The organism is Pseudomonas sp. H11T01, assembly GCF_048515765.1.
In the GTDB taxonomy this organism is placed as follows: Bacteria; Pseudomonadota; Gammaproteobacteria; order Pseudomonadales; family Pseudomonadaceae; genus Aquipseudomonas.
The window spans coordinates 345,473-361,229 of sequence record NZ_JBLYED010000004.1; the positions used below are offsets into that span (position 1 = coordinate 345,473).

Genomic DNA, 15,757 nt, shown 5'->3' on the forward strand with positions numbered 1-15,757 from the left:
AACCGTAGGAGCTGCCGCAGGTTTGATCCGTTAAAAATTATCGCTACTCAACAACCGATACCCAACTCCCGCCTCGGTCACGATAAACCTCGGCTGAGTCGGGTCATCCACCAGTTTTTGGCGTAAATGACCGACCACAATCCGCAGGTAATGGCTGTCTTCGGTATGGGTCGGGCCCCAGATGTCCTTGAGCAATTGCTGCTGAGTGATGACCCGCCCGGGATGCCGCGCCAGTTGCGCCAGCACCGCGTATTCCTTGCGGGTCAACGCGACTTCGACGTCGTCCAGCAAGACCCGGCGATACGCCAGGTCCACGGTCAGCGGACCAAACTTGAGCGCCGCTTCCTGCGCTTCGCCCGTCGGTGCCTGACGCAATAAAGCACGAACCCGGGCGAGGAACTCCTGAATGCCGAAAGGCTTGGTCACGTAGTCGTTGGCCCCGCCGTCGAGAGCTTCGACCTTCTGTCCTTCGCTGGCGCGCACCGACAACACCAGCACCGGTACCGTCGACCATTCGCGAAACTCACGTAGTACCTGTTGGCCGTCCATGTCCGGCAAGCCGAGGTCGAGCACCAGCAAGTCGGGTTTGTTCAACGCCGCCTGAGCCAACCCTTCGCTGCCGGTACCGGCCTCCAGCACTTTATAGCCTTGAGAGGCCAGGCTGATGCGCAGGAATTTGCGGATCTGCGGTTCGTCGTCGATGACCAAAATGGTCGCGATCTGGCTCATGGTTTCCGATCAATACAAAGAAGTGCCGCAAGAGTAGCGCATGGAGCGTCAGGCTTCACTTTCAAGTCCAGGCTGCTCCTGCAAGGGTAGATGGATCGTAATGCAGGTTCCGCGACCGTCGATACCGTCAGCCACGCTGATCCGTCCGCCATGGGCGCCGACCATGCCCTGACAGATTGCCAGACCGAGCCCCGTGCCCTGCCCTCCCCGATCACCGCGCGCGGCGGTGTAGAACATATCGAAAATCTTGGCTCGCTCTGCTTCCGGAATCCCCGGCCCTTCGTCGCTCACTGCAAAAAACAGCTCGCTGTCGGTTGAACCGGCGAACAGCTGCAGACGCCCCTGAGGCGGCGAAAAGCGTGCGGCGTTTTCCAGTACATTAACCAGCGCCTGCTCGATCAATGCTGCATGCACGTAAAGCAATGGTAATTCGCTCGGTACATCGGTGCTGACTTGCAACGGTGCCAGCACCGCGCGCAGTCGATTCCGTGCACTGCCGACGATATCAGCCGGCGACACCCAGTCCCGCGCCAGTTTCAGCGCGCCGTGACCGAGGCGGGTCATGTCCAGAAGGTTCTGAATATAGCGATCCAGCCGCTCGGCTTCATCGCGGGTGCCTTCGAGCAACTCGCGGCGGTCCTCCAACGGAATCGCCTCGCCCAAGGCCAGCAAGCTGTCGATGCTGCCGCGCATGGAGGTCAGCGGCGTGCGCAAATCGTGGGACACCGACGCCAGCAAAGCGCTGCGCAGTTGCTCGGTTTCGCCATGCAGGCGTGCCGCCTCCAGATCCTCGGCCAATTGCGCCCGGGCCAGCGCCTGAGCCAATGGCTGACTCAACGCGGTCAACAAACGGCGGCGCTGACCACTGAGTGGCTGCCCGTCTTTCGTACACACCCCCAATAATGCCAGCGGCCCCTCTTCCACCGACAATGGCCACCACCACCAATGTCCGAATGGCAGGGTTCCGGTGCCCATACCCGCTGGCTGATCGTGTTGCCAGGCCCAGTCGGCGGCGGCGCGCTCGGCTTCGGAAAACTGCAGCGGGCCGCCAGCTTCAACCTTCCAGCCGACCTGCCCCTCGCGATTGAGCAGGCACAGCTGCAGATCGTTCCAACCGTTCAAATGCTGCGCGGCGGCGCTGATCACCGCCTGGCGGTCAGTGGCCGCCGTCAGTTTGCGCGACAGGTCAAGCAGCTCGCTGGTCTCTTCCTGGGTGTCGCGCAAGGCCTGCAGCTGGCGCCGTTGCCTCGCGGCGAGGTTGCCGGTCAATGCCGCCATCAGTAAGAAGAACAACAGCGTCAGCACGTCTTCTTCGCGCTGAATGGCAAAAGAGAAATTGGGTGGAATGAACAGAAAGTCATAGGTCAGAAACGACAGCGCCGCACAGGCCAATGCCGGGCCGAGGCTGCTGCGCACCGCCACCAGAAGCACGGCGGCGAGGAACACCAGCGAGATGTTCGGCAGCGGTAACACACTGGCCACCCCCCAGGCCAAAGCGCTGGCCAGTACCGTCGCTAACAACGCCAGCGCATAGTCGAACCAAACCAGCGAATGCGGTGAACGCATGGGTGGTGCTGGCAGATCAACGTCGCTGTCAAGAACGTTGATTTCCAGCCCTCGGGCATCACGCAACAAACGTGAGGCCAGCCCGCCGCCGAACAGCCGACGACGCAAACGCTGCCTCGACTGACCGACCAGCACCAGACTGGCGCGGCGTTCGGCGGCGTGTTGAATCAAGGTCTTCGCGACTTCGCCGGCACGCAACAGCACCACTTCACCGCCCAGACGTTCGGCCAGTTGCTGGGCACTTTGCAGGCGCAAACGCGACTGCTCGTCGCGCACGCTGCCGTTATCCACATGCACCAGACTCCAGGGCAGATGCCGGCGCTGAGCAACCCGACTGGCGTGGCGCACCAGACGCTCAGCCTGCGCATCGCCGTCGACACCCACCAATAGCCGTCCGCGTACCGTCGGAGCTGCCTGGCCCAACTGCCGGTAGCCTTGCGTCAGGTCATTATCAACCTGGGCCGCGGCGGTCTGCATTGCCAGTTCGCGCAAGGCGGTGAGGTTGGTTTGGGTGAAGAACGCTTCGATGGCCGCCCGCGCCTGTTCCGGCACATAGACCTTGCCGTCGCGCAGGCGCTCCAGCAGTTCCCGGGGCGGTAGATCGATCAGCAACAGTTCGTAGGCTTCCTGCAACACCCAGTCAGGCAAGGTTTCGCGGACCTGCACGCCGGTGATGCCGCGGATCTGATCGTTGAGGCTTTCAAGGTGCTGGACGTTGACCGTGGTGAACACATCGATCCCGGCCGCCAACAGTTCCTGAATGTCCTGCCAGCGCTTGGCATGACGACTGCCAGGCGCATTGCTGTGGGCCAGTTCATCGACCAGTACCAGTTTTGGCTTGGCCTTGAGCAGGCCGTCGAGGTCCATTTCTTCAAGCATCACACCGCGGTATTCGGAACGGACCAACGACAGCTGCGGCAAACCGCCGAGCAGCGCTTCGGTTTCCGCACGACCGTGGGTTTCCACCACACCGACGAGGACTTTCACGCCCTGACGCAGTTGGGTGTGGGCCGCCTGAAGCATCGCGTAGGTCTTGCCGACACCGGGGGCGGCGCCGAGGAAGACCTTAAGCCGACCACGACCGTCGCGGGGTAAATCTGCTAACAGCGCGTCGGCGCGGCCGGAGTCACTCATGCTGGGGCATCTCTTTTCAGGTATTGATGTGGTGATTATTCGGCCGTCTTCGCGGGCAAGCCCGCTCCCACAAGAACGCTACATTAACCTGTGGGAGCGGGCTTGCCCGCGAATAGCTACAACGCAGATCTACAACTTCTCCAGCGCGGTGTTCAAGGCCAACACATTCACCACCGGCGGACCAACCAAGGGCTGTTCGATATACGCCTCCACCAATTGCCGCACGGTCGAAACCGGCAGGTTGCGGGCCGCCGCAACCCGCGCCAGTTGATAGGCAATCGCTGCGGGTGGCAAGTGTGGATCAAGGCCGCTGCCGGAGGTCGTGAGCAGTGCCAGCGGAACCGCCCCCTGCCCCGGCACCCACAACTTGTTGGCATCGTCAATCACGCGAGTGGCCAGCGCTGGGTTGCTTGGCGACAGGTTGCTGGCGCTGCTCGATACCGTGGCGAAGGCACCCGCCGATGGCCGCGGATGGAACCAGGCGTCACCGGTGAAATCCTGGGCAATCAATGCCGAGCCGCGAACCTTGCCATCGGCATCGCGCACCAGGCTGCCATTGGCCTGATCCGGGAACGCCACCTGGGCCACACCGGTCACCACCAGTGGATAGGCCACACCGGTAATCAGGGTCATCAGAATAATCAGGCTCAAGGCCGGACGTAATAGAGTGGACATTTCAGAATCCTCGATTCGGAGAAATTGTGGTGTGTCAGGGGAATCCACCCCTCACCCCAGCCCTCTCCCCAGAGGGGAGAGGGGGAAAGGGAGCCGATCTTTGTACTTTTCAAAACCGGAGTTCGACTCGAAGTTTCAGGTCGCAGTACTTCCAAAAAACACCGCGATCAGTCCCCCTCGCCCCTCTGGGGAGAGGGTTAGGGTGAGGGGGCGATCTCAGGGTCAAACCAAATGCAACGCCGTCAGCAGCATGTCGATCGCCTTGATGCCCACAAACGGCACCAGAATCCCGCCCAGGCCGTAGATCAGCAGATTGCGTCGCAACAACGCCGCAGCGCTAGCCGCCTGCACTCGCACACCGCGCAAGGCCAGCGGGATCAGCACCACGATGATCAAGGCGTTGAAGACAATCGCCGAGAGGATCGCGCTCTGCGGGCTGCTCAGGTGCATCACGTTGAGCACGCCAAGCTGTGGATAAATCGAGGCGAACAGCGCAGGCAGAATCGCGAAGTACTTGGCCACGTCGTTGGCGATGGAAAAGGTCGTCAACGCACCACGGGTCACCAGCAGCTCTTTGCCGATCTGCACCACGTCCAGCAACTTGGTCGGATCGCTGTCGAGGTCGACCATGTTGGCGGCTTCGCGCGCGGCCTGGGTACCGTCGTTCATCGCCATGCCGACGTCCGCCTGGGCCAGCGCCGGAGCGTCGTTGGCGCCGTCGCCGCACATCGCCACCAAGCGGCCGTCATTCTGTTCATGACGGATTCGCGCCAGCTTTTTCTCTGGAGTGGCTTCGGCCAGCACGTCATCGACGCCCGCTTCAGCGGCAATCGCGGCGGCGGTCAGCGGGTTGTCGCCGGTCACCATCACGGTGCGGATACCCAGCTTGCGCAGCTCCGCGAAACGCTCGCGAATACCGGGCTTGACCACGTCCTTGAGGTGAATCGCACCCAGCAGCTTGCCCTCGGCACAGACCAGCAATGGCGTACCGCCGCTCTGGGCAATCTTGTCGATTTCCCGGGACAGGGCCGGCTGCACATCGCGGCGTTGCAAACCAACGAACGTCAGCAGCGAATCCACTGCACCCTTGCGGTAAATCCGACCTTGATAGTCGACACCGGACAAGCGGGTCTCGGCACTGAATGGCACCGCAGTCAGCACATCGGTGGTCGGTTCAGGCTGTGGATAAAGTCCGCGCAGGTATTCGACGATGGACTTGCCCTCCGCCGTGTCATCAGCCAGCGATGCGAGCAACGCGCCTTCGGCCAGCTCCTTGGCGCTGACGCCGGGAGCGGGATAAATCGCGGTGCAACGACGGTTACCGAAGGTGATGGTGCCGGTCTTGTCCAACAACAAAACATGCACGTCCCCCGCTGCTTCCACGGCGCGACCGGATTTGGCGATCACGTTGAGACGCACCAAACGATCCATCCCGGCGATACCGATAGCCGACAGCAGGCCGCCGATGGTGGTCGGAATCAGGGTCACCAATAACGCCACCAGAAACACCAGCGGCAGGCTGCCATTGGCGAAGTGGGCGAACGGCTGCAGGGTCACGACCACCAGCAGGAAGATCAGAGTCAGGCCGATCAGCAGAATATCCAGCGCCACTTCATTCGGGGTTTTCTGCCGTTTGGCGCCTTCCACCAAAGCGATCATGCGATCGAGGGTCGACTCACCGGGGTTGGCGGTGATACGCACCAGCAGCCAGTCGGACACCAGCCGGGTGTTGCCGGTGACGGCCGAGCGGTCGCCGCCGGACTCGCGAATCACCGGCGCGGATTCACCGGTAATCGCCGCCTCGTTGACCGCCGCGATGCCTTCGATCACCTCGCCGTCACCCGGGATCATCTCCCCGGCTTCGACGCGGACGATATCGCCTTTGCGCAGACTGGTGGCTGGCACCACTTGATAGGTCGCGTCCGCTTTTTTCTTCCGCGCACTCAGCCCTTCACTGCCCGCTTTCAAGCTGTCGGCGCGCGCCTTGCCACGGCCCTCGGCCAGGGCTTCAGCGAAGTTGGCGAACAACACGGTAAACCACAGCCACAGGGCGATTTGCGCTGCAACGTATGTCGGCACCGCAGCGTCAGGGACGAAACACAGGACGGTGGTGAGGATCGCCGTCAATTCGACGACCAGCATCACCGGTGCGCGTTGCAGTTGCCGAGGGTCGAGTTTGACGAAGGCTTGTACCAACGCCGGACGCCACAGGGCCGAGATCGCGGTTTTCGGTTGTTCAGGCGCTTTAACCGCAGCGGCTGTTTTTACTACAGGAACAGGCATATTCATCATCAATCCCCTCAGCTCTTCAGTCCAAAAGCGGCCATGCCCAGGTGTTCGGCGATAGGCCCCAGCGCCAGGGTCGGCAGGAAGGTCAGGCCACCCACCAGCAGAATGGTTACGGTCAACAAGGTCACGAATAGCGGGCCATGGGTCGGGAAACTGTTCTGGCCGATCGGCGCGGTTTTCTTCATCGCCAGGCTGCCGGCCAAGGCCAGTACCGGGAGGATGTAACCGAAGCGGCCAATCAACATGCCAAGACCGAGCATCAAGTTATGGAACGGGGTGTTAGCGCTAAAGCCACCGAAAGCAGAGCCGTTGTTGGCGCTGGCTGAGGTGTAGGCGTAAAGCAACTGACTGAATCCGTGAGGACCTGGGTTACTCACCGCCGCCACAGGGCCGGGCAAACTTGCAGCAATAGCACCGAGCACCAGAACGCCCACTGGCATCACCAGCAAGGTCACCACCAGCAGCTGCACTTCCTTGGCCTGGAGTTTCTTGCCGAGGTATTCCGGAGTGCGGCCGATCATCAAACCGGCGAGGAACACCGCGATCAGCACGTTGAGCAACATGCCGTAGAGCCCGGCACCGACGCCGCCGAAGATCACTTCGCCAACCATCATGTTGACCAGCGCGACCATGCCGGTCAGCGGGTTGAGGCTGTCATGCATCGCATTGACTGAGCCGTTGGACGCCGCCGTAGTGGTCACCGACCAGAGCACGGTGGCAGTGGTCCCGAAGCGCGACTCCTTGCCTTCCAGCGGCGCGGTTTGTTCGACCGCAACGTTGTCCAGAGTTGGGTTCGGCTGGTACTCGGCCCACAGCGAAGTGGCGCCACCGATCAGGAACAGCGCCAGCATGCAGGCGATGATCGCCCGGCTCTGGCGCAGGTCTTTGACGTAATGGCCAAAGGTGAACACCAGTGCCACCGGGATCAGGATGATCGACGAAACTTCAAACAGGTTGCTCCAGGCCGTCGGGTTCTCGAACGGATGGGCCGAGTTGACGCCGAAGAAGCCACCGCCGTTGGTGCCCAGTTGCTTGATCGCAATCTGGCTGGCCGCAGGACCCAGTGGAATAACCTGATCCACGCCTTGCATGGTCAGCGCATTCACGTAATGAGCGAAGGTTTGCGGCACACCCTGCCAGACCAGAAACAGCGCCAGCAGCAAGCACAACGGCAACAGGCCATAGAGGGTGGCGCGGGTCATGTCGACCCAGAAGTTACCCAACGTTTGCGCCGAACGGCGACCGATGCCACGACACAAAGCGACCAACACAGCGAGACCGGTGGCGGCGCTGACGAAGTTCTGCACGGTCAGGCCGACCATCTGACTGAGGTAGCTCAGGGAAGCTTCACCGCTGTAGGACTGCCAGTTGGTGTTGGTCATGAAACTGATGGCGGTGTTGAACGCCAGCGTCCACTCCTGACCCGGCAGGTTTTGCGGGTTGAGCGGCAAGTAGTCCTGAAACAACAGGATCGCGAACAACAGCAAAAAGCCCGCGAGGTTGAAGGCGAGCAAGGCCAGGGTGTATTTCTGCCAGCTCTGTTCGGCTTGCGGATCGACCCCGGCCACGCGATAGCAGCCGCGCTCCACCGGTCCGAGGATCGGCGTCAGCCACGTGCGCTGGCCTTCCATCACCTTGTAGTAGAACCGTCCCAGAAATGGCGCCGGTATCAGCACCAGGGCGAAGAAGGCGAGGATCAGCCAATAGTCATAACTGTGCATAGCCGCTCCTAGTTCCGATCCGCGCGCAATAGCGCAACCAGTAGATAAATGAACAGCCCCACTGCCAGCAGCAGTGACCCTGCGTCCAGAACGCTCATGGAGTTTCTCCGTCGTACGGCGATTGCCGCGTGTAGAGCCATTGTCTGCAAGGAGGCTGTAAAGGAACGAGACCGAGGGGTGAGGCGCGGCATAAAGAATGTGTAAAGAGTGGGGCTACAGGCCTTGTTTCAGTGGTGACCGGGCTGGCCCCCATCGCGAGCAAGCCCGCTCCCACATTAGATTTGTGACAAGTGCAATTTCGCAGGTTTTCCCCGATTCAGTGTGGGAGCGGGCTTGCTCGCGATGACGTCATAACATCCAGCCACGCCCTCATGTAGCGCACAAACAGGTGACATTCAGCGGCGAACATCCTCGATACGACAGCTTTCTACCCTTTACGACGTGCTTTCGCGAAATGGCATGCCCACTGCACATCTCCTCCCCGAGCACTTTCAAACCGTTCAGGGAGCAATGCATGAACACACAACTCAAGCCCACCTTGGGCACGTTGCATTTATGGGGAATCGCCGTCGGGCTGGTGATTTCCGGTGAGTATTTCGGCTGGAGTTATGGCTGGGGCGTGGCCGGGACGCTGGGCTTTTTGGTGACCTCGCTGATGGTCGCGACGATGTACACCTGCTTCATCTTCAGCTTTACCGAACTGACTACCGCCATCCCTCACGCAGGCGGTCCGTTCGCCTACAGCCGTCGAGCGTTCGGTGAAAAAGGCGGGCTGATTGCCGGGCTGGCGACGCTGATCGAATTCGTCTTCGCCCCGCCGGCGATTGCCCTGGCCATCGGTGCCTATCTGAATGTGCAATTTCCCGCCCTCGACCCGAAACACGCAGCGGTCGGTGCCTACATCGTGTTCATGGGCCTGAACATTCTCGGGGTCAAACTGGCTGCGACGTTCGAACTGGTGGTCTGCGTGCTGGCCGTGGCCGAACTGCTGGTGTTCATGGGCGTGGTGGCACCGGCCTTCAGCTTCAGCAACTTCGCCCTCAACGGCTGGGCGGGTGCCGATACCTTCGGCGCACCCGCCATTGCGGGGATGTTTGCGGCCATTCCGTTTGCCATCTGGTTCTTCCTTGCCATCGAAGGCGCGGCCATGGCCGCCGAAGAAGCCAAGGACCCGAAACGCACCATTCCCAAGGCCTACATCAGCGGTATTCTGACCCTGGTGTTGCTGGCCATGGGCGTGATGTTCTTCGCTGGCGGCGTGGGCGACTGGCGCACCCTGGCGAACATCAACGATCCGCTTCCACAAGCGATGAAAGCGGTGGTCGGCGAAAGCTCCGGCTGGCTGCACATGCTGGTATGGATTGGTCTGTTTGGCCTGGTGGCGAGTTTCCACGGCATCATCCTTGGCTATTCGCGGCAGTTCTTCGCCCTCGCCCGCGCCGGTTATCTCCCGGCATCGTTGGCCAAACTGTCGCGTTTCCAGACGCCGCACCGGGCAATCATTGTCGGCGGGTTGATCGGCATCGCAGCCATTTACAGCGATGGCTTGATCAACCTCGGCGGCATGACCCTCACCGCGGCAATGATCACCATGGCAGTGTTCGGCGCCATCGTGATGTACATCATGAGCATGCTCAGCCTGTTCAAACTGCGCAAAACCGAGCCATTGCTGGAGCGCACGTTCCGCGCGCCGGGCTATCCGCTGGTCCCAGCCATCGCACTGTTTCTGGCGGTCGTGTGTCTGGTCGCGATGGCCTGGTTCAACACCTTGATCGGGGTGATCTTCCTCGGCTTCATGGTGGTCGGCTTTGTGTATTTCCTGCTCACCGCACAACTGCGCGCCGATGCACCGGCCGATGCGATGCTGACCGGGCTGTAAACACTGATAAAGCGCTATCCAGACGTATCAGGCCTACAATGGAACCACAGAGAAACGCTGTTACTCAAAGTGGTATATGCACGGTCATTGCGCGAAACCCTTCGCCCAGTGGCCTGCCTGAAGGAGAGCCCTATGCCCTGGTATGCCTGGTTGATTCTGATTGTTGCTATCGGCTCGATTGTCGGCGGTTTGATGATACTGCGCGACACTGCGAACAAGGTCGAGCTGACCGACGAGCAACGTAAACGCGTGGCTGAACGTAACGCGGAAGCGGACGCCAAGGATGCGCGGGATCGTTGATTTCCAAAGCCCCCTCATTCGCAACGAATGAGGGGGCTTTGTGCTTCTATTTCTCCCATTCGGCCTTGGCGATGTGCAACCCGTGCAGCCCCTTGTAGGCCGCGCGCTCTGGTTGGCTCCAGCCTTGGAGCAGTGAATCCTCAAGCCGATAGATCTCCACGCCCAACGGACGGCAAACGCTCAGCGGATCCTGCGCATCCGGCCCCCACATCGCCAGCGACAAATCGCCTCCAGGGCACGTGGACAAGGCACAGAGCACATCGATTTCGGCAAAAAACTCCAGATAGTCACCCTTCTGTGCCGGACAGGCTTTCATGAAGTACATGTCGTCATGGTTGAGACCGGTGCACTGAAAGATGTTCAGCACATCATGCACGTCAAACTCGGTCAGGCCATGGGGCAACACGGCGCGGGTCAGGTTCGAATGGCAGTGATGGTGGAAGTCTTCACCGGTGAGCATTTTGTTCACATAGGGATCGCAGCGGGTGCCCAGCAGATCGTGCAGCCGACCGCCATGTTCATCGATACCGTAACCCGCCAGGCTGTCATCGGTGATGGTCACCAAAGGCCGGAGAAACGGCAGGTTCGACCAGAGCCGATCATGGGTGCTGACATGGGCGCCCTGCAATTGACGGGTACGCGCTGCCCACAAACGTTCGCGCGGATCGTTGGCATTCCAGACATTGAAATCCCCTACTTGCGGCCCGACCGGGGTGGTCACGCGAAAAACATGCCCGGCCGGGACGTTCCATGCGCGGCCCGTGCGGATCGGTACTTCGAACTGTTCGATCAGCGTGCGGGCGTCCTTTGTGTCGCGGATCCGCTCATAAAAGGCCTTGTCCACGTGCAAGGCCGAGCCTTTGCTGACCTGGTAAGCCGCAGGATAGTCTTTGTACATGATGAACAACCTCGATCAGTGGCGGGAGGGATGGCTGAGCATGTCGAGTAACAGCTGCTCGGAGTCGTCGAGGTAAAGACTCATCGCCTCCTGAGCAGCCACTTTTTCGCCTTCGGCAAGCAAGTCATGAATCTGTCGATCGCGTTCCAGCCAAGGCGCTTGAAAGTGTTCCTCGTCTGGCGCAGCGGAAAACACCAGACGCATCTGAGCGACGATGTTGGTGAAGAACTCATCGAACAACGGGCTGCGCATCAGCCCGACGATATGCTGGTGAAAACACAGGCTGTGGGTACCGACTGCCCGCCAGTCCTCGCGTTCGCGGGCAAGCTCTGTGGCTTCGATGGCCTCGAGCATGCGATCGGACTGGTACTCGCGCAGTGGTTTGCTGGTGGCGATGGCCTGTAACTCAAGAGTGCGCCGGACCTGAAACAGGTCGCGCACTTCGTCGACGCCGAGGCGCCGCACCACCACACCTTTGTTGCGCACATAGCGGGTCAGCCCTTCCTGCCCCAAGCGATGCAGCGCTTCGCGAATGGTATTACGCGAAGCGTTGTAGGCCGTCACCAGATCGCTTTCGATCAAGGCCATACCCGGTAACAGCCGACCACCGATAATGTCGGTCCGCATCTCCAATGTGATGTGATCGGCCAGGGAAAGTCCGGTGCTCATGGTTATCGTCCCTCATGATTGTTCAACAATCGTCAGGTAACGAATAACCACTATTCGTGCCAATTCTCCAAATGACTAAGGCTTACGCCTGCCAACGCTTGAACAACACACTGGCATTGACCCCACCAAAGCCGAAGCCATTGGACAACGCATACTCGATCGGCATCGACCGTGCCTGGCCATGCACGATGTCCAGCCCTTGCGCCGCTGCATCCGGGTTGTCGAAGTTGAGGGTGGCCGGAGCGATTTGATCGCGGATCGCCAGAATCGTGAAGATCGCCTCGATCCCGCCAGCAGCACCCAAAAGATGCCCGGTGGCAGACTTGGTTGCGGTCACCGCGACCTCTTCGTGGTTTCCGAATAACGACTTGATAGCGGCGATCTCGCCCAAATCACCTACCGGCGTAGAGGTAGCGTGAGCGTTCAGGTGCTGCACCTGTGCCGCGCTGATGCCGGCCTGCGCCAATGCCAGCGCCATGGAACGCCGCGCGCCGCTGCCATCCTCGGGACCGGCGGTCAGGTGATAGGCATCGGCACTGGTGCCGTAACCCACCAGTTCCACCAGCGGTTGAGCGCCTCGGGCCAGCGCATGTTCCAGCGACTCAATCACTAGAATCCCCGCGCCCTCCCCCATGACAAAGCCATCGCGCCCACTGTCGAACGGTCGCGAAGCGCGCTCGGGGGTATCGTTATAACCACTGGACAAGGCTCTGGCTGCCGCAAACCCGGCAAGGCTGACGCGATCAATGGCCGCCTCCGCGCCGCCACACACCGCAATATCGGCTTCGCCGCAACGAATCAATCGCGCGGCATCACCAATGGCTTGCACCCCGGCGGCACAGGCGGTTACCGGCGCACCCAACGGACCTTTGAAACCGTGCTGGATCGACACATGACCCGCCGCAAGGTTGACCAAAAACGACGGAATCGTGAACGGCGACAAACGCCGCGGACCACGGCTGTCAGTCGTTCTCACCGCATCGGCAATCGCCCCAAAACCACCGACGCCCGATCCAATGATCGTCGCCGTGCGCTCCTGAGCCTGAGAGTCAGTGGTGGACCAGTTCGCCTGCTCCAGGGCCTCTTTCGCCGCCGCCATGGCGAACATAATGAAGCGATCCATTTTCTTCTGCTCTTTGGGCGACGTCGCCCAATCCGGATCAAAACCTGCTTCGGCATCCTCCGCCAAGTTTGGAACCACGCCGCCAACTTTGGCTGCCAGATCAGCAACCACCTCCTCCGGCAGCCGCCGTAGCCCCGAACGACCGGCCAGCAAACGTTCCCAGACTCGCTCGACACCGCAACCCAGCGGAGAAACCAGGCCCATGCCCGTCACGACAACTCGACGACCGTTCATACGCTAAACACCTCAAATCGCTTCATTGAACAACGGTCCTCACTTGTAACGAGCTGCTGCACTGCTCTTCGACAAGTTCGGCCCCAACGCATGGCGCGCCGCAACAAAGGCGTGCCAATCTGCTGCATCAGGCAACGAAGGAATCGTAATCAACTCGCCTTGATCAAAGCCGGCCAATGCCGCGTCGACCATTTCCCCCGCGTCCATCACCATCTCTGCCGGGATAGCATTGGCATCGATCCCCGAGCGCTCCCAGATTTCCGTTCGGGTCGCGCCCGGCAATACGGCTTGTACTTGCACGCCCGACCCACTCAACTCAGCGTTCAAGGACTGGGTCAAACTCAAGACGTAAGCCTTGGTCGCGCTGTAGGTCGCATTGAATCCCTCCGGAAACAGCGCCACTACCGACGCCAGATTAATAATCGAACCACGCCCGGCAGCCGAAAAATTCTGGGCAGCAGCAGAAGCCAAACGCGTGACGGCCACCACATTGAGCTGAATCATCCGCTCCATTAGATCCATATCTGCGCTGGCCAACAATCCATCGGCAGCGATACCGGCATTGTTCAACAACAGACTGATGCTTGAATCGCTGCGCAAGCGCTGCTCGACGTTCAGCAGATCCGCCTTGAGCGTCAGATCCGCCTTCAACACTTCAACCTGCACACCGTGCTCGACGCGCAATCTGCTTGCGGCCGCTTCCAGTCGCTGTACATCGCGAGCAACCAACAACACGTCATAACCACGCGCCGCCAGCCGCTCAGCGTAGATCGCACCGATACCGGACGATGCGCCAGTGATGAGGGCTGTACCTTTGGATTGGACAGAGTTCATAGCTGCACTCCTGGGAGATGCGTCGAGGGGATATTGAGCGCCTGGATTCAGGACACCTCAAGAGACGTTTTTATTATAGGCATAATCCTTGATCAATATGATAGTCATAATTTAATGGGACAAAAATCGCTTTCGCATGACTCCCCTCATAACGAGCAACGAAACATCGACGTGGTGCAGAGCATTTGCAAACTGCTACAAGAGCTGGCTCCGCAGCGCTCGGCCGGCGTCGGGCAATTTTCCGAGCTAATCACCTTTGTCAGGGATCGCCCGGGCCACGACCTGCGTTACGCTATCGATGCCAGCAAAATCGAGCGCGAACCGGGCTGGGTTCCCGAAGAGACGTTCGAAAGCGGACTGCGCAAAACCGTGCAGTGGTACTTGGACAACCTGGAGTGGTGCCAACAGGTCCAGGACGGCAGCTATCAAGGCGAACGCCTGGGTTTCACTGACTTCAAAGATCTGATTGCCTGATCGAGACATTGCTCTAATATGCCCGCTTTTTGGGCAATACCGGCCACGGCCATTACCCGTTCACTATCGCTGGAGAAAACCAATGAATGTAGCCACCACCGACCTGCCCGGTGTTCTGATCATCGAACCCAAGGTATTTGGTGACGAGCGCGGCTTCTTCTATGAAAGCTTCAATGCCAAGGCTTTCGAGAAGGCGACCGGCCTGAACACACAATTTGTACAGGACAATCATTCCCGCTCGCAAAAAGGTGTGCTGCGCGGTTTGCACTACCAGCTTGAAAATACTCAGGGAAAACTGGTGCGGGTCACTGCCGGTGAAGTACTCGACGTCGCAGTGGACATCCGCCGCAGCTCGCCGCATTTCGGCCGTTGGGTTGCGGTGCGTTTGTCGGCTGAAAACCATCGCCAGCTCTGGGTCCCGGAAGGCTTCGCCCACGGTTTCGTGGTGCTGAGCGATTTCGCGGAATTTCTCTACAAAACCACCGACTACTACACGCCATCGGCCGAGCGCTGCATTCGCTGGAATGACCCGACGCTGGCCATCGACTGGCAGCTCAGTGAAGCGCCACAGCTCTCGACCAAGGACCAGGCAGGCAAACTTTTGCTAGAGGCTGATCTGTTCCCGTGAGCGTTCTCGGTCACGGCCACGCATAATGCGCCCGTACCCACAGGCGTTCGACCCCCATGACTGCGCAGACCTCAATGGCGCAATGCCTGGCGTCGTTGCTGTGGCCACTGAAGCACCTGGCCGAGCGTTATTACCGTAGCGAACTGACGGGGCAGAACCGACAGACCCTCGACCTCTATGCCGCCAACCTGTTGGGCACGCTGCATCGCTACGAAGTGCTGCCGCAAATCCTCGGTGATCTGCCTTCTCTGGGAGAACTTTCTGCATTTCGGTATTCAACGAGACTCTGGCGCCTACCGGCGGTATAACCTGTTCGGCCCTTGGTGACGCGGTTAACCGCCACTTACTACGGCCTCGGCTGACTTCTGCACGCTCCTCCCGGCGCCTCTCGACGCTCGGTAACACAGTGGCAAACCTGCAGCGTGGCCACCACAGCCAAGCTGGTTGCGCTTGCGCGCAACGCGCCATGCCTGGCGCAATCGAGTAGGAGGCGGTCTCACAACCGCCGTCCTCTCACACCACCGTACGTACGGTTCCGTATACGGCGGTTCAGGTTATGCGATTAAGCCGGTTTATCGTATCCAGTATTGAGACCAACCCGAGT

Annotated in this window: 13 protein-coding genes and 2 pseudogenes; 5 read left to right on the forward strand and 10 right to left on the reverse strand. The window is 60.2% G+C overall.

The genetic code is table 11. From position 1 onward, the window contains the following. Nucleotides 1–30 precede the first annotated feature (30 nt). The 6 genes from ACN1C3_RS07880 to kdpF form a co-directional block, all read right to left on the reverse strand. Nucleotides 31–729 carry a response regulator gene (locus ACN1C3_RS07880; RefSeq protein ID WP_419115245.1) on the reverse strand — a complete coding sequence of 233 codons (699 nt, stop codon included), beginning with the start codon at nucleotides 727–729 and terminating at the stop codon, nucleotides 31–33. 48 nt (nucleotides 730–777) lie between these two features. Next, on the reverse strand, nucleotides 778–3,429 hold the full coding sequence (locus ACN1C3_RS07885; protein ID WP_419115246.1) for a DUF4118 domain-containing protein: 2,652 nt from the start codon (nucleotides 3,427–3,429) through the stop codon (nucleotides 778–780). A 129-nt stretch (nucleotides 3,430–3,558) separates the two neighbouring features. Continuing rightward, a complete protein-coding gene (gene kdpC / locus ACN1C3_RS07890; protein ID WP_419115247.1) occupies nucleotides 3,559–4,104 on the reverse strand; it encodes a potassium-transporting ATPase subunit KdpC in 546 nt (181 codons plus the stop codon). A gap of 222 nt (nucleotides 4,105–4,326) precedes the next feature. Further along, nucleotides 4,327–6,387 (reverse strand): potassium-transporting ATPase subunit KdpB, encoded by a 2,061-nt coding sequence (gene kdpB / locus ACN1C3_RS07895; RefSeq protein ID WP_419115265.1) that lies wholly within the window; start codon nucleotides 6,385–6,387, stop codon nucleotides 4,327–4,329. 17 nt (nucleotides 6,388–6,404) lie between these two features. Next, nucleotides 6,405–8,114 (reverse strand): potassium-transporting ATPase subunit KdpA, encoded by a 1,710-nt coding sequence (gene kdpA, locus ACN1C3_RS07900; protein ID WP_419115248.1) that lies wholly within the window; start codon nucleotides 8,112–8,114, stop codon nucleotides 6,405–6,407. Between the two features lie 8 nt (nucleotides 8,115–8,122). Then, the gene (gene kdpF / locus ACN1C3_RS07905) at nucleotides 8,123–8,212 is read right to left on the reverse strand and encodes a K(+)-transporting ATPase subunit F (RefSeq protein ID WP_419115249.1); all 90 of its coding nucleotides are present in this window, start codon (nucleotides 8,210–8,212) and stop codon (nucleotides 8,123–8,125) included. A 416-nt stretch (nucleotides 8,213–8,628) separates the two neighbouring features. On the opposite strand from kdpF, the gene eat reads away from it, so the two are divergent. Beyond that, nucleotides 8,629–9,993, forward strand: coding sequence for an ethanolamine permease (eat, locus tag ACN1C3_RS07910; RefSeq protein ID WP_419115250.1), 1,365 nt, complete (start codon nucleotides 8,629–8,631; stop codon nucleotides 9,991–9,993). Between the two features lie 132 nt (nucleotides 9,994–10,125). Then, complete coding sequence (locus ACN1C3_RS07915; protein ID WP_419115251.1) at nucleotides 10,126–10,293, forward strand: DUF2897 family protein; 168 nt, start codon at nucleotides 10,126–10,128, stop codon at nucleotides 10,291–10,293. 46 nt (nucleotides 10,294–10,339) lie between these two features. Here the strand turns inward: ACN1C3_RS07915 and ACN1C3_RS07920 are convergent, their stop codons facing one another. The 4 genes from ACN1C3_RS07920 to ACN1C3_RS07935 all read right to left on the reverse strand — a co-directional run bounded on the left by ACN1C3_RS07920 (nucleotide 10,340) and on the right by ACN1C3_RS07935 (nucleotide 14,051). Continuing rightward, the gene (locus ACN1C3_RS07920; RefSeq protein WP_419115252.1) at nucleotides 10,340–11,191 is read right to left on the reverse strand and encodes an urea carboxylase-associated family protein; all 852 of its coding nucleotides are present in this window, start codon (nucleotides 11,189–11,191) and stop codon (nucleotides 10,340–10,342) included. 15 nt (nucleotides 11,192–11,206) lie between these two features. Next, entirely contained in the window at nucleotides 11,207–11,860 is a 654-nt protein-coding gene (locus ACN1C3_RS07925) for a GntR family transcriptional regulator (RefSeq protein ID WP_419115253.1), read from the reverse strand. An 82-nt stretch (nucleotides 11,861–11,942) separates the two neighbouring features. After that, the gene (fabF, locus tag ACN1C3_RS07930) at nucleotides 11,943–13,217 is read right to left on the reverse strand and encodes a beta-ketoacyl-ACP synthase II (RefSeq protein ID WP_419115254.1); all 1,275 of its coding nucleotides are present in this window, start codon (nucleotides 13,215–13,217) and stop codon (nucleotides 11,943–11,945) included. A gap of 39 nt (nucleotides 13,218–13,256) precedes the next feature. After that, entirely contained in the window at nucleotides 13,257–14,051 is a 795-nt protein-coding gene (locus ACN1C3_RS07935; RefSeq protein ID WP_419115255.1) for an SDR family NAD(P)-dependent oxidoreductase, read from the reverse strand. A 147-nt stretch (nucleotides 14,052–14,198) separates the two neighbouring features. Between ACN1C3_RS07935 and ACN1C3_RS07940 the strand changes: the two are divergent. The 3 genes and pseudogenes from ACN1C3_RS07940 to ACN1C3_RS07950 form a co-directional block, all read left to right on the forward strand. Beyond that, a pseudogene (locus ACN1C3_RS07940) lies at nucleotides 14,199–14,525 on the forward strand (GDP-mannose 4,6-dehydratase); the annotation flags it as partial. Nucleotides 14,526–14,607: 82 nt separating this feature from the next. Further along, nucleotides 14,608–15,153 (forward strand): dTDP-4-dehydrorhamnose 3,5-epimerase, encoded by a 546-nt coding sequence (rfbC, locus tag ACN1C3_RS07945; RefSeq protein WP_419115256.1) that lies wholly within the window; start codon nucleotides 14,608–14,610, stop codon nucleotides 15,151–15,153. A 56-nt stretch (nucleotides 15,154–15,209) separates the two neighbouring features. Further along, nucleotides 15,210–15,404, forward strand: a pseudogene (locus ACN1C3_RS07950) (sensor histidine kinase); the annotation flags it as partial. Between the last annotated feature and the right edge of the window lie 353 nt (nucleotides 15,405–15,757).

Bases quoted from the DNA above. Each gene is read 5' to 3' on its own strand.
- ACN1C3_RS07880 (WP_419115245.1), bottom strand. From the start codon at position 729: ATGAGCCAGATCGCGACCATTTTGGTCATCGACGACGAACCGCAGATC.
- ACN1C3_RS07885 (WP_419115246.1), bottom strand. From the start codon at position 3,429: ATGAGTGACTCCGGCCGCGCCGACGCGCTGTTAGCAGATTTACCCCGC.
- kdpC (WP_419115247.1), bottom strand. From the start codon at position 4,104: ATGTCCACTCTATTACGTCCGGCCTTGAGCCTGATTATTCTGATGACC.
- kdpB (WP_419115265.1), bottom strand. From the start codon at position 6,387: ATGCCTGTTCCTGTAGTAAAAACAGCCGCTGCGGTTAAAGCGCCTGAA.
- kdpA (WP_419115248.1), bottom strand. From the start codon at position 8,114: ATGCACAGTTATGACTATTGGCTGATCCTCGCCTTCTTCGCCCTGGTG.
- kdpF (WP_419115249.1), bottom strand. From the start codon at position 8,212: ATGAGCGTTCTGGACGCAGGGTCACTGCTGCTGGCAGTGGGGCTGTTC.
- eat (WP_419115250.1), top strand. From the start codon at position 8,629: ATGAACACACAACTCAAGCCCACCTTGGGCACGTTGCATTTATGGGGA.
- ACN1C3_RS07915 (WP_419115251.1), top strand. From the start codon at position 10,126: ATGCCCTGGTATGCCTGGTTGATTCTGATTGTTGCTATCGGCTCGATT.
- ACN1C3_RS07920 (WP_419115252.1), bottom strand. From the start codon at position 11,191: ATGTACAAAGACTATCCTGCGGCTTACCAGGTCAGCAAAGGCTCGGCC.
- ACN1C3_RS07925 (WP_419115253.1), bottom strand. From the start codon at position 11,860: ATGAGCACCGGACTTTCCCTGGCCGATCACATCACATTGGAGATGCGG.
- fabF (WP_419115254.1), bottom strand. From the start codon at position 13,217: ATGAACGGTCGTCGAGTTGTCGTGACGGGCATGGGCCTGGTTTCTCCG.
- ACN1C3_RS07935 (WP_419115255.1), bottom strand. From the start codon at position 14,051: ATGAACTCTGTCCAATCCAAAGGTACAGCCCTCATCACTGGCGCATCG.
- rfbC (WP_419115256.1), top strand. From the start codon at position 14,608: ATGAATGTAGCCACCACCGACCTGCCCGGTGTTCTGATCATCGAACCC.